The 12,880-nt window shown below is 35.8% G+C and carries 14 protein-coding genes; 7 read left to right on the top strand and 7 right to left on the bottom strand.

The window, feature by feature from the left end; all coding sequences use genetic code 11:
• The first annotated feature begins 91 nt into the window (after nt 1-91).
• The 5 genes from NCE97_RS14075 (at nt 92) to NCE97_RS14055 (ending at nt 3,629) form a co-directional block, all read left to right on the top strand.
• The gene (locus NCE97_RS14075; protein WP_353779920.1) at nt 92-319 is read left to right on the top strand and encodes a hypothetical protein; all 228 of its coding nucleotides are present in this window, start codon (nt 92-94) and stop codon (nt 317-319) included.
• 81 nt (nt 320-400) lie between these two features.
• A complete protein-coding gene (locus NCE97_RS14070) occupies nt 401-1,600 on the top strand; it encodes an alanine dehydrogenase (protein ID WP_353779919.1) in 1,200 nt (399 codons plus the stop codon).
• A gap of 8 nt (nt 1,601-1,608) precedes the next feature.
• Nucleotides 1,609-1,977 carry a hypothetical protein gene (locus NCE97_RS14065; protein WP_353779918.1) on the top strand — a complete coding sequence of 123 codons (369 nt, stop codon included), beginning with the start codon at nt 1,609-1,611 and terminating at the stop codon, nt 1,975-1,977.
• 42 nt (nt 1,978-2,019) lie between these two features.
• Nucleotides 2,020-2,838 carry a 3-methyl-2-oxobutanoate hydroxymethyltransferase gene (gene panB, locus NCE97_RS14060; protein WP_353779917.1) on the top strand — a complete coding sequence of 273 codons (819 nt, stop codon included), beginning with the start codon at nt 2,020-2,022 and terminating at the stop codon, nt 2,836-2,838.
• Nucleotides 2,839-2,933: 95 nt separating this feature from the next.
• Complete coding sequence (locus tag NCE97_RS14055; protein ID WP_353779916.1) at nt 2,934-3,629, top strand: RluA family pseudouridine synthase; 696 nt, start codon at nt 2,934-2,936, stop codon at nt 3,627-3,629.
• 1 nt (nt 3,630) lies between these two features.
• Here NCE97_RS14055 and NCE97_RS14050 read toward each other — a convergent pair whose 3' ends face one another.
• From NCE97_RS14050 to NCE97_RS14020, 7 genes are all read right to left on the bottom strand, one after another.
• Nucleotides 3,631-4,434, bottom strand: coding sequence for a sensor histidine kinase (locus NCE97_RS14050; RefSeq protein WP_353779915.1), 804 nt, complete (start codon nt 4,432-4,434; stop codon nt 3,631-3,633).
• A 685-nt stretch (nt 4,435-5,119) separates the two neighbouring features.
• On the bottom strand, nt 5,120-5,512 hold the full coding sequence (locus NCE97_RS14045; protein WP_353779914.1) for a hypothetical protein: 393 nt from the start codon (nt 5,510-5,512) through the stop codon (nt 5,120-5,122).
• A gap of 127 nt (nt 5,513-5,639) precedes the next feature.
• Nucleotides 5,640-6,497: a 5-oxoprolinase subunit C family protein gene (locus tag NCE97_RS14040; protein WP_353779913.1), complete on the bottom strand. Its 858-nt coding sequence runs from the start codon at nt 6,495-6,497 to the stop codon at nt 5,640-5,642.
• The gene (gene pxpB / locus NCE97_RS14035) at nt 6,490-7,221 is read right to left on the bottom strand and encodes a 5-oxoprolinase subunit PxpB (protein WP_353779912.1); all 732 of its coding nucleotides are present in this window, start codon (nt 7,219-7,221) and stop codon (nt 6,490-6,492) included. The genes NCE97_RS14040 and pxpB overlap by 8 nt, the downstream gene beginning before the upstream one ends.
• 5 nt (nt 7,222-7,226) lie before the next feature.
• Complete coding sequence (gene pxpA / locus NCE97_RS14030; RefSeq protein ID WP_353779911.1) at nt 7,227-7,967, bottom strand: 5-oxoprolinase subunit PxpA; 741 nt, start codon at nt 7,965-7,967, stop codon at nt 7,227-7,229.
• On the bottom strand, nt 7,964-9,187 hold the full coding sequence (locus NCE97_RS14025; protein ID WP_353779910.1) for an Nramp family divalent metal transporter: 1,224 nt from the start codon (nt 9,185-9,187) through the stop codon (nt 7,964-7,966). The genes pxpA and NCE97_RS14025 overlap by 4 nt, the downstream gene beginning before the upstream one ends.
• On the bottom strand, nt 9,184-10,284 hold the full coding sequence (locus NCE97_RS14020) for a DUF2891 domain-containing protein (RefSeq protein ID WP_353779909.1): 1,101 nt from the start codon (nt 10,282-10,284) through the stop codon (nt 9,184-9,186). The genes NCE97_RS14025 and NCE97_RS14020 overlap by 4 nt, the downstream gene beginning before the upstream one ends.
• A 278-nt stretch (nt 10,285-10,562) precedes the next feature.
• On the opposite strand from NCE97_RS14020, the gene NCE97_RS14015 reads away from it, so the two are divergent.
• A complete protein-coding gene (locus tag NCE97_RS14015; protein ID WP_353779908.1) occupies nt 10,563-11,036 on the top strand; it encodes a hypothetical protein in 474 nt (157 codons plus the stop codon).
• 13 nt (nt 11,037-11,049) lie between these two features.
• Nucleotides 11,050-12,880, top strand: a 1,831-nt coding sequence (locus tag NCE97_RS14010) for an FIDD domain-containing protein (protein ID WP_353779907.1), incomplete at its 3' end; no start/stop codon positions are given.

The following is a 12,880-nucleotide window of genomic DNA, read 5'->3' as shown; positions in this document are numbered from 1 at the left end:
AAACTGGTCTTATTTTTTGTTAATATTTTTAAATTGAAATAGTTAACAATTCGATTTAAATTGTATATTAGCCTTATAATCCAAATCTATTATGACGACGTCTCTCACTAATATTAGCCTACTTGTGACGACTAAGCAACTTACTATAATTCTTATCGTTACAGCGACCATATTCGCATTTTTTATCATTGTTGCAGTGGTAAAAATGTACAAGTTAAAAGCAGAAAATAAGCGTTTGCTCGAATCTAATCCTTTCGATGCAAAGTCTGATTCCAAATATAAAGACTTCAGAGAAGGACATTTATACGAGAATCAGTAATTCACGATACGCTATTTATCTTACTAAGTTTTAACAACCGAAATATTATTCGTAATTTGAATTTATTAATTCAGATCACTAATGAGTAAATCATTATCGCCTTTTACGAAAGAGCAATTACTTCCTCAAGAAGAGACTCTCGAAATACTTAAAAAAAAGGGTGACCTGTTCATCGGTATTCCAAAAGAAACCCATTTTCAAGAAAAACGTGTTTGCCTTACACCAGATGCTGTATCAGCATTGGTTGCTAATGGTCATCGTGTTATGATTGAATCTGGTGCAGGTGATGGTGCCAATTTTAAAAATAAAGACTATAGTGAAGCTGGTGCAGAAGTCACAAAGGATACAGCAAAAGTATTCTCCTGCCCTATTATTCTTAAAGTTGAACCGCCTTCTATTGATGAAATAAAACTTATCAATCCGCAGACATTACTCATTTCTGCCTTACAGCTTAAGACACAAAACAAAGCTTATTTTGAAGCTTTAGCATCCAAGCGAATTACCGCTTTGGCATTTGAGTTTATTAAGGATGACGATGGCACATATCCTGCAGTACGTTCTTTGAGTGAAATAGCTGGAACGGCTTCAATTCTTATTGCGTCCGAATTATTATCTAATGTCAATGGCGGAAACGGGCTAATGCTTGGTAATATCAGTGGTGTACCGCCTACCGAAGTGGTTATTCTTGGTGCTGGTACTGTTGGCGAGTTTGCTTCGCGTTCGGCGCTAGGTTTAGGTGCTAACGTCAAAGTATTTGATAATTCTCTAACCAAGTTGCGCTGTTTGCAAACCAACCTTGGAAGAACGATCTATACGTCTACCATGCAACCAAAAAACTTATTGAAAGCTTTAAAACGTTGCGACGTTGCCATTGGTGCTATACGTGGAACTAACAGAGCTCCAGTAATCGTTACCGAAGAAATGGTCAACGAAATGAAACGAGGTGCTGTGATTATTGACGTAAGTATAGACATGGGTGGCTGTTTTGAAACTAGTGAAGTGACTACGCACGATCATCCTACTTTTGATTATAATGGCATCACACACTATTGTGTGCCCAATATTCCAGCCAGATACTCCAGATCTTCTTCAGTATCCATTAGTAACATCTTTACACCTTACCTTATAGAAATTGCCGAAAACGGCGGTATAGAAAATGCACTTCGTTTTGACAAAGGATTGAAAAATGGGTTGTATTTTTACCACGGAATTTTAACCAACAAATCAGTTGGTGAATGGTTCGACCTAAAGCATAGTGATGTTAATCTACTAATTTTTTAATCCATTTAATGAAATTTATAAATCGTCTTGGTTATTATTTAGGTGGTTTTGCTATTGGTTTAATTGTATTGTTCTTTTTCCTTGGTGGAAAAAAAGCCTCTTGCGATTATGGCCCTAATGCAAGAACTGTAAAGCATTTGGCAGGTTTGAAGAAAGTCTATAGCGATGCTGCAAAAGAATCTATGAAGAAACACGACTTGGATTCTACTATTGTTATTGATGTTATCCGTTATGGAGATGTAGACTTCTCGGAAAGTGAAACACGTACTGAGCCTTGTAAAACCTATTACATTGACAACTTATACAAAGACAAGCCAATTAGAGTCTCTGTAAAAAAGTGCGACTCCTTAGCAACAATCACGAATATTGAACTATAAGCACAGCTTTCATTACCTTTGATAAAATCTAACTAAAAACTTATGTCTGTAGCAAAGAAAGAATATAAGCGTATTACCGTAAAAACGCTTGTAGATATGAAATCTAACGGAGAGAAAATCTCCATGTTAACAGCTTACGATTATACCATGGCTAAGATTGTGGATGGTGCTGGTATCGATGTCATCCTGGTTGGAGACTCTGCAAGTAACGTTATGGCTGGTCATGAAACTACATTACCAATCACTTTGGACCAAATGATCTATCATGCCTCTTCGGTAATTAGAGCTGTAGACAGAGCTTTGGTAGTTGTTGATCTTCCTTTCGGAACCTACCAAAGTGACCCAAAAGAAGCTTTGCGCTCTGCTATTAGAATCATGAAAGAAAGTGGTGGCCATGCAGTAAAGCTTGAAGGTGGTCGAGAAGTAAAAGACTCCATAAAGCGTATTCTTAATGCTGGAATTCCTGTAATGGGACATTTAGGTTTAACACCGCAATCTATTTATAAGTTTGGGACCTATACGGTTAGAGCTAAGGAAGAACAAGAAGCTAAAGAATTGGTAGAAAATGCCAAAATGCTAGAAAGAATTGGCTGCTTTGCTATTGTTCTTGAAAAGATTCCTGCTGAACTGGCTAGAGAAGTAGCATCACAATTGACCATTCCTATTATTGGTATTGGCGCCGGAAATGGCGTAGATGGTCAAGTGTTAGTACTTCATGACATGATTGGTATGACTCATGAGTTCAATCCACGTTTCTTAAGACGCTATATGAACTTATATGAAGACATGACTACTGCTATTTCTCAATATGTAGATGATGTGAAAGCTGTTGAGTTTCCTAATGATAAGGAGCAATATTAGTTAGGTGTTAGGTGTTAGGTGTTAGGTGTTAGGTGTTAGGTGAAAAAACTCATTTTCAAATTATCAAATTTGCTCATTAACGTATTTAAAATCTTTTGAAAGTTCTCTCCACTAAAGACAATCTCCAAGTCTTACACGAAGACAATCACATTATTGTAGTCAATAAGCGTGCTGGTGATATCGTACAAGGTGATAAAACTGGAGATACTCCGCTTAGCGAAGTTGTAAAGTCTTACCTAAAAGAGAAATATAATAAGCCTGGTAATGTCTATCTTGGTGTGGTTCATAGGTTGGATAGGCCAACGACTGGTATTGTCGTATTTGCCAGAACTAGCAAAGCATTACCTAGACTGAATAAGCTATTTGCCGAAAAGAAAGCTAAGAAAACGTATTGGGCAATCGTAAAGAACCATCCATCTAATACAACTGATCGCTTGGTGCATTGGTTAAAGAAGAATCCTAAAAACAATAAATCCACAGCATTTAAATCTGAAGTTGAAGGCAGTAAAAAAGCGATACTTAGCTATACAGTTTTGAAGCAATTGGACAATTATGTTTTATTAGAAGTCAATCTTGAAACTGGTAGACACCACCAGATACGTTCTCAGTTATCGAGTATTGGCAGTCCAATAAAAGGAGATTTAAAATATGGTTTTGATCGTAGTAATAAAGATGCGAGTATTCATCTGCACTCTAGAGTATTAGAGTTTGAACATCCTGTAAAAAAAGAAATGATTAGCATCACAGCACCATTACCTAAGGATCCTATTTGGGATGCTTGTGAGAATTAACCTAAAGCTTATACACCAACTTCAACGAAGTCCCCTCTCCTATTTTGGAGTCAATAGTTAAGTCAGCATTGATAAGTTCAGCACGGCTTTTCATATTAATAAGTCCAGAACCTTTTTCAGCAGTGTTGATGTCAAAGCCTTTGCCATCATCAGTAACAGTAACCGTTAAGTTATCTGAGTAATCCAAAGTAACCTCAATCGTTGTTGCTTCAGCATATTTTAGAGAATTGGATAAAAATTCCTGAATAATCCTATAGATAAAGATTTCATCATTTTTGTTAGAGAGTTCTTGTACATCACCATCAATAACCAATATCGCAGCAATGCCTTTTAGTCTATTAATGCGTTCAACTTCATTCTCCAAAGATTGGTTCAATCCTAAGTTCAATACCACATCGCTATTGAGTGTTTTGGATAAAGTACGTACCTCTTGTATGCTATCTTTTATAGTGGATTTTGTACCTTCTATCGCTGACTTTACGGAATCTTCCAATGTCCCAGAAACGGCATTGAGTTGCATATTGGCATAAGCCAGCATTTGTCCAATGTTATCGTGCAATTCTCTACCAACATCCTTCAAAGTTTGCTCCTGAATCTCGAGCTGAGTTTTAGCTAACTCTTCCTCAAAAGCTTGTTGCTGCTTAAACTTGTCGATAAGGATTTTGTTTTTTCGCTTTTGAAATGAAATAAAAAAAACTGTGAAAAGAGTTACAAAAGCTATAAGGATAAATATCACATAAATAATCAGAACAATTTGTTCATGGCTTAGGATTTCTTCGTCTTGGAATAAAATGTAATGAAACATACAGTAAAGGTAAGATACATAATTATGTTTGAATATGTCATAACCATATCATGAAACGCAATAAAATTAGGGTTTTTTAAATTAAAAAAGCTGGTGAAAATCATCAAAGGCGCAATACATATATACCACATCAATAAAGTAGTAACTACATAAAAATGTACTGACTTATAGAACTTTAAAATTTGCTCACTATTTAATAGTTCATAGTAATATAATGATACAGAAATAAAAATAAATATAGAGCCAGCTAAAAAGCTATAAATAGAAATAAAGCGGAAGAATGTCTCAGTAATAACATATGATAAAACAGAAAAAATCAAAAAGGCTAAGTACAAATAAAAAGCAGCCTTTTTAAATTTAGATGTCTTAAAAAGACTTGAGAAATAAGACATTAACAGCATAATACCAGCTATAAGATATATATTATATAGCCAACTATTCTTTCTAAACACTGTATTCTTTATGCTTTCATATAAAGCATTATCATTTGTGGAATAAATTATATAGGTATAGCACGCTAGAGTTTCTATCACTACAGTTAATAATAAATAGTATAAAAAAAGTCGCAACCTATAGTCACGACTTTTATTATATAATAAATAACAAGATAAAGTTGCGGTAAACTCTAGGCTAATAGTTAACCAATGCTTATTATTTAATATAAAATCATTCACGAAAAGAACCCTTATTGAGGATAATTCGATTCAGGTGGTTGTCCGTTATTACCAAAATTTAATCCGCTACCATTAGGTAAGTCTGGGCTTCCTCCTCCTTTTGCAGCTTGCTGACCGGTTTGATTACCTGTTGGAACCATAAAAACAGTTGTATAGCCAACACCTTCAGAATCTTCAGGGTAAGCCCCAAGGTATACACGTATACCATCCATAGTGTAGCCATCATCGAGAGCCTGATTCTCGGCATAATCTAAATAATCTCTAATGTCTTGTAAAGACCACCATGCAGATCGGTTGTCTGGTCGTTTTACAATCTGTGTACTGATTAAAGTATGTCTACTGTTAAACTCAGTATCCAAATCTTTTGCTTGTTGTGGTGTGATTACACCGGTTGGTTTTGCCATAATCAAAATTTATTTTTAGTTAATGAAAAAATAAATTAGCTCGTTTTAGGGGTAGAGTAATTCAATATTTAAAGTAGTACAAATCTGTAGACCTGCAAAATTTTATACAATCTTTTTAAGTGATTTCTTACACAGGGTTATCAACAATCTTTAGCTGTACTTTTTGCTGTGCTTTTTTTTGAAATAAACAGTGCATCGCCTCTTGCGATAATTGTAGAATTCGCGGATAACCGCCTGTGGTTTGACAGTCTTTGGCCAAAACAATCAATTGTCCTGAAGGTGTTAATTGTACAGTACCTGGAAGGCTTGGTGCTGTAATTATTTGTGGCAAATCGTTTGGTAATACTTCATTGAACAGATATGCCATACGATTACTGCTATTGGAAACAGAAAACTCTGTAGTTGTTAAAACCTTAATTGTTGTTTCATCTAAGCTATCGAACTCTGGCCCTTTGAATACGGATAATTCACTATCAGACAAATGATTAATATTCGCTTTGATTGAAGCCTTATTTGTTGAAGTTTCAGAAGTTAGTGATTCAATAGGGATAGTATCGCCTCGTTTTAGCATTTTGGTTTCAGTAATACCAGAATACATACTTCTACTATTCAGCATAACACTAGATTGAAACCCTCCCTTTACCGCTAAATAGGTTCTACAGCCTTGCTTTAAAGCACCAAAGGAAAGCACATCACCTGTATTAATAGCAATACGTTGATGTACCGCAATAGGCTTATCATTCAAGCTTGGTGACATTTCTGCACCTGTAATTGCAATCTGAGTGTCTGAGTGAAACTTAAGCTTAGGACCTTGAATGGTCATTTCCAACACAGCGTCATTTGTATCATTACCCAATAACAGATTAGCCAAATCTGCTGAATACTGATCCATAGCGCCAGAACTAGGTACGCCAAACTCCTGAAATCCAAAACGTCCTTGATCTTGTATAGAGGTATATAAACCAGAATGCAATACTTCAATCATGGATCACCTCGCTTTCTATTTGGTATATCCCTTTGGTAACTTGTTCTACAATTCTACTGTGTTCTTCCAAATCTACAGCAACAAATTGTAGTTTATCTCCAGCCTTTGCAAAGCATGGCACTGTACGACTTACATCAAAGAATTCTAAAGGTGAATTTCCGATAATATTCCATCCACCTGGACTCACATTGGGATAAATTCCGGTCTGCATATCACCTATTCCTACAGCGCCTTTACTGATTCTTGCTCTAGGAGATTGTCGTCTTGGTATATGTAATTGTTTATCCAATCCTCCCAAGTACATAAATCCTGGTAAAAACCCTATGAAATACAAAGTGTATTTTGAATTGGTATGCAACGCAATTAAGTCAGATTTTGAAATTCCTCTTTCGTTGCAGATGTCTTCACTATCTAAAGCAAAAGTATCGTCATAGCACACAGGAATTTTCCATAATCGCTGCTCAAATCTTGCAGTATTTGAAACCGAATTGTAAAGCGCTTGAAGTTCTGCTCTTTTTGTATTTAATTCAGAAATATAATTTCTATAAGCAACTAACAATGAATTGTATGCTGAATTTACATAAAGTATTTGTTCATTAGCTGAATTCTGAATTTTTTGCTTAAAAATCTGGATATCTTCCAGTATATCTTCTTCAATACGACTTGGCCATTCTATAAGTATGGAATGTTCATTATATGATTTGAAAACAAGGTCGTATTTCATAAAAATCAACGAATTTTCACGCCTATTTCAGTCAAGTTGGTATGAATATATTTCAAAATATTTACCGCTTCAGGATTATCACCATGAATACAAAACGTTTCTGCTTTAATCAAGGTTTCAACCTCACTTACAGTTTTCACTTTGCCACATTTTATCATCAACAATAAATGTTCTAATGCTTCTTCTGGATTAAAAATCACAGCATTAGACTCTGAACGCGACACTAGTGACAAGTCTTCATTATAATTCCGATCTATAAAGGCTTCAAAAGTCACAGGAATTCGTTCAGCTATAGCAATTTCAGAAATCACGGAACCATAAGGTGCATATAAGGATAAGGGCATTGCTATACTTTTCATCACTTCGATTACCACACGTGCGGTTTTTTCATCTTTTGCTGCAAAATTATATAATGCTCCATGAGGTTTTACGTGATGCAATGGTATTCGCAAAGGTCTTAATACGCGCATCAGGCTTCTAATTTGCTGCTTCAAAGATGTATACAAATCTGCTGAAGACATTGTCATTATAGACCTACCAAAGTTTTCTTTATCTGGGAATGAAGGGTGAGCGCCTACTTTAACTTTATTCGTTTTAGCCAAATTAGCAGTCTCAACCATAGAGTGTTCATCACCTGCATGTCCACCACAAGCGATATTACATGATGATAAGAATGGCATGAGCAATGCATCATTACCTATACCCTCACCTACATCTGCATTAATATCTATCGCAGTAGCTATCATACGACTTGCAATACTTTAAGTATGGTTTTTAATCCCAATAGAATTGTAATAGCTAAGATAATGAGGCTAAGACTATTCTGTAGTACAGTATTCTTGTACTTGCCCAATATAGAGGACTTGTTCATAATATAGATTAGCAAAGCAGCTATTACAGGTAATAACAGACCATTAGCTATTTGCGCAAATTTGATAACCTCAATAGGTTTCATACTAATCGAAGAGAAAAACACACCTAGTAGTAGGATAAATATCCAAACCATCCGAAATCGTTTATCTTTCAAATCTGAAGACCATCCCAGACAACCTGAGGTTACATAAGCTGCTGCCAAAGGAGCGGTAACAGCACTAGTTATACCTGCAGCAAACAACCCAATAGATAATAAATACTTTGCATTTTGCCCAAACAGCGGTTCTAACGCTTTTGCCAAACCTGATGCATCACTAATGCTTTGATTTCCTATAGCCGCCGCAGAAATGATAATACTCATAGATACTATACCTCCTAGTATTACTGCAACAATGGTATCTCGCTTAGCAAATTTTATATCCTCAACAGCATTCCATTTTTCCTTAACTAGAGATGAGTGTAGAAAGATGTTATAAGGCACAACTGTCGTTCCTATGAGTCCAATAATGGTCAACAAACTATCCTTAGGTGCCTGAAAAGTAAATAACCCTTTAACAATGTCACCAATATTTGGCTTAGTGATAATTGCAGTTCCTAAAAAGGATAAACTCATTAAGATGACCAGTGCTATCAAAATACGTTCAAGAGCCTTATAACTTCCAATATATAATAACACAAAGGCCAAAACTCCTATTAGTAAACTGAAGTAGTTCACGGAGATTGAGCCTAGTTCTAGAACATAATTCCCAAAAATACTTTCCAGTCCAAGGACAGCTCCGCTGATGTTCCCAGCTTCATAAGCTGCATTACCAATGACTATTGCTGCAATGATTAAGATCAAAACAATGACTCTAGAGATCGGGTTTTGAATCACTGTTCTAATAACCTGAGACAGTCCTTTCTGAGTAACAATACCTAACCGAGCTGCCATTTCCTGCAAAACGATTGTAGCAAAAATGGAGAACAACATCGCCCATAATAATGCATAACCAAAACCAGCACCTGCCAAAGTACAGACAGTTACTGTTCCAGGGCCAATAAATGCCGCTGCAATTAGAGGTCCAGGTCCTATATTTTTAAACCACTTTTTCAATCTACAGAATTTAACGCATATATCGCAAAGCTACCTAGCCAATGCCCTCCTTCGTAATTGTCGTCTACAATACTAGGCAATGAGTAGTTGATATGCTGGTTTGCAATTGTTTTTAAGTGTGAATATTCTGGAATTCCTTCCGCAATAACATTTAAACTCCAAGCTCTAGAAAAATTGACGCCATCAAGATGTACTAACTTTCCATCTTTTCGGTCGGACACTTTCCCAGTATCGAGTTCAAAATCTTTATTGGATAATTGTGGTAAGAACGTTTTAGCCCAATTTTTAAATTCCGAGGTACTTAAAACACGCTTCATAATAGCTGCTTCTTCCAAACATGGTGATAAAAAGTCGAAACCACTAGGCTCATAGTTTAGTGGACAATTTATATCATTTGCATAAAAGTCTTTAGTTCTTTGCTCAATCAGAGCCTTCAAATCTACATGATTCAGAGTTTTCGCATAATCATAGGCGAAGGTTAACCCAAATGCAGTATTGGTATGCTCTCCCACACGTATGGGATAATTGAGTTTTGGTAAAAACTCCAAATACTTTTCAACAATTAAATCCGTAAGCGGCTGGAGATTTGTTTCTAGTTCTTTTGCAAATGGATCATCCCAGGTATGTAATTCTTCAGCCAGCTTCAATAACCAAGCCCAACCATAAGTACGCTCAAATGTGGAATTATGCTTGTCATCGAAGTAAGCGATCTCGGTTTCAATATTTTCTTTAGATATATTTTGAAGTAATTTCGATTTTATTTCATCTCTATTGTTGAGTTCAGGAAATTGCTTTAATAAACTTACCAGACTCCAGTGGCCATGTACAGCAGAATGCCAGTCGAAACAACCATAAAATGCAGGGTGTAATTCTTTAGGTGATTTTAAGTATGTTGAATCTCCTAAAGTCTGTCCTAATCGATACGGGTATTCAGTGTCCATACAATGCAGTGGCAATTGTGCTAAGCGGTTAGCCTCTTCGAGATTAAGCACTGGTGTATCTACTTCATAATCAAGGTTTTTAACATCATCCTTTTTTTCTTGGTTACAACTAACAAACATAAAACTTAGAGCAAATAGAAGAAAGTATCTCATCATGGTTAGCGTGGTTTTGTCCTTTCTAAAAATACAACTTTAATTATTTCATGATAATACTTAGTAAGGATAAAATCCGAAACTTAACTCTTATAGCACCATACTATTCTAATAGTCAAACAATTAAATTACTTAGAAAAAAAGGTGAAATTAATTCAACTTATAAGGTAGGAATTTTTCTACTTCAACTGTTATATTTATATAAGAAAAAATAATAAGAATAGTAAGGTGACTAAATTATAAAATTTACCTACTTTTCGCGTTCAAAAAATTTAAATGTTATGATAAAGAAAAGCATGCTGCTCATGGCTGCTATTAGTTTTTTTTGTGTCAATATTTTAGTTGCACAGTCCCAAAACAACAGTCCTTCTTCAGAATTTATTAAGTATTCAAAAAATGTAAACGACCCTCTTACTGCCAAGGAACTTGGTTTTATTGAAGAGGTTTATCAAGACAAAGCTGAGCAAGAAGTTTTGCAAAATGCACAGGTTTTAAAAGACATTAAGCATTTGCTTAGAAACAGAATATTGATTTATAAAGTTGACGATGACTCAAAACATAAAAAGTGTCAACTACTTTCTGAAGTCCCATTATTTAATGATTTTAATAGCGGATTAAAAAGAGATACAATATTCAACCTAGATACTTTCAATCCATTAAAATATAAGCTAAAGTTTTTTGGCAAAGGAACTTATCTATACAGAATAGATAATACCAATTATTATATACAAGTTACTTCACAATACAGACAATAATATACCCCAACACATGAGAAATATTACCTTAATAGTTTTTTTACTTATTGGTTTATCAGGATATGCTCAAGATTTAAATATGCAAAATGGTACATTCAATCAATGTACAGGCATATTTTATGATTCAGGAGGGCAAAATGGTAATTACTCTAGTAATGAGAATTTAGTCACAACGATTTGTGCCGATAACCCAGGAGACTTTATCATTTTAAATTTCACTGAATTCAGTACACAGTTAAATTCAGATACGCTAACCATATATGATGGAGATGATACCACTGCTCCAATTATAGGTACTTTTAGTGGCGTCGCTGCTCCTGGTGTTATTCAAGCGAGTGATACAAATACGTCTGGATGTTTAACAATTGAATTTCAATCTAATGCAACAGGAACCACAACAGGTTGGGCTGCAGAGATAACTTGTGCTACACCTTGTCAAGATATTGTAGCATCAATAGACAGTACCAATCCTGCTGCTGTTGGCGGAATTATTGAAGTAGATCCAGGAGATATTATCGAATTCAATGGAAGTGCTACATTCTCAGTAGGTGGAAATTTAGCGACCTATGAGTGGGACTTTGGAGATACCCAGACAGATGCTGGTACAACTGTAAATCATGCATATGCTAATCCTGGAACCTATACGGTGACCTTTACAGTAACAGATGACAACCCATTAGGTTGCTCCGACTCAGTCACAATAACTGTAGAAGTAAAAGATAATGATACATGTGCAGGAGCACTTCCGATATGTTCAGGGATCGAAAACGTACCTTCTCCAACTGGTGATGCCACCGCCGAATCGGGAATAGATTATGACTGTTTAGGAAGCCAGCCAGATCCGAGATGGTATTTCTTGCAGACAAGTGACACACCTGGTAATTTATTTTTCACTCTAACACAGTATACTGGTCAAAACCAAACAGGAACTGGTATAGATGTTGACTTCATTATTTGGGGACCTTTTTCTGAGCCTGTTTGTGGTCCAGAAAACTTAAACTCTTCAACTCAGGTTGATTGTAGCTTCTCAGCTGCAGCTATAGAGCAAATCACAATACTCAACGCACCTGCGAACTCATATTACATGTTATTGATAACAAACTTTGCTCAAAGTGCAGGGTTTATTAATCTAGAATTGAATCCAAATTCCACATCAGACACAAGTTGTGATATTATTTGTCAAGTCGATTTAGGATTAGATCAAGAGATTTGTAATGGAGCAGATTATACAATTAATCCTGATTTCAATGGAGCTTTTAATACTTTTGAATGGCAAAAAGATGGTGTAACCATTCCTGGAGAAACTGGTTCTACACTTACCGTGACAGAGTCTGGTACTTATACGCTTATTGCCGAAGGATTCGATGCCGTCTTTGGAGATCCTTGTACTACTCAAGATGAAGTTGTTATAACTATAGGTGGTGCATTTACACTAAATGACAATGTTTCAATATCAGAATGTAGTGTAACTAATACTGCAACTTTTGATTTAAATGATGCAGTAGCAGATTTATTAGCTCCTGCTGACCCAGCTGATTATACAGTTACTTATTACAATAGTCAAAATGATGCTGAAAATGATTTAAATTCTGTTAACCCAGCTGCTTACCTTGGAACAGATGGAGAGGTGATTTATGTAAGAGTTGTGGAAACAGCAACGAACTGTTTTGAAGTTGGATCATTTCAATTAACAATAAATACTCTTTCTATCCCAGCCGTATTGACACCATTAGAGGAGTGCGACGATGCGGTGGCAGATGGTTTCACGGCCTTTACCCTTACTGAGGCGGATGCAGAGGTTTTGGGCACCCAGGATCCAGCGGACTACACGGTGACCTACCATG

This window comes from Winogradskyella sp. 3972H.M.0a.05 (assembly GCF_040493455.1).
Classification (GTDB): Bacteria; Bacteroidota; Bacteroidia; order Flavobacteriales; family Flavobacteriaceae; genus Microcosmobacter.
This window is presented reverse-complemented; position numbering and strand designations above follow the sequence as displayed.

Excerpts from the sequence above, each read along its gene's own strand:
- NCE97_RS14075 (WP_353779920.1), top strand. The coding sequence starts at position 92 with ATGACGACGTCTCTCACTAATATTAGCCTACTTGTGACGACTAAGCAA.
- NCE97_RS14070 (WP_353779919.1), top strand. The coding sequence starts at position 401 with ATGAGTAAATCATTATCGCCTTTTACGAAAGAGCAATTACTTCCTCAA.
- NCE97_RS14065 (WP_353779918.1), top strand. The coding sequence starts at position 1,609 with ATGAAATTTATAAATCGTCTTGGTTATTATTTAGGTGGTTTTGCTATT.
- panB (WP_353779917.1), top strand. The coding sequence starts at position 2,020 with ATGTCTGTAGCAAAGAAAGAATATAAGCGTATTACCGTAAAAACGCTT.
- NCE97_RS14050 (WP_353779915.1), bottom strand. The coding sequence starts at position 4,434 with ATGTTTCATTACATTTTATTCCAAGACGAAGAAATCCTAAGCCATGAA.
- NCE97_RS14045 (WP_353779914.1), bottom strand. The coding sequence starts at position 5,512 with ATGGCAAAACCAACCGGTGTAATCACACCACAACAAGCAAAAGATTTG.
- NCE97_RS14040 (WP_353779913.1), bottom strand. The coding sequence starts at position 6,497 with ATGATTGAAGTATTGCATTCTGGTTTATATACCTCTATACAAGATCAA.
- pxpB (WP_353779912.1), bottom strand. The coding sequence starts at position 7,221 with ATGAAATACGACCTTGTTTTCAAATCATATAATGAACATTCCATACTT.
- pxpA (WP_353779911.1), bottom strand. The coding sequence starts at position 7,967 with ATGATAGCTACTGCGATAGATATTAATGCAGATGTAGGTGAGGGTATA.
- NCE97_RS14020 (WP_353779909.1), bottom strand. The coding sequence starts at position 10,284 with ATGATGAGATACTTTCTTCTATTTGCTCTAAGTTTTATGTTTGTTAGT.
- NCE97_RS14015 (WP_353779908.1), top strand. The coding sequence starts at position 10,563 with ATGATAAAGAAAAGCATGCTGCTCATGGCTGCTATTAGTTTTTTTTGT.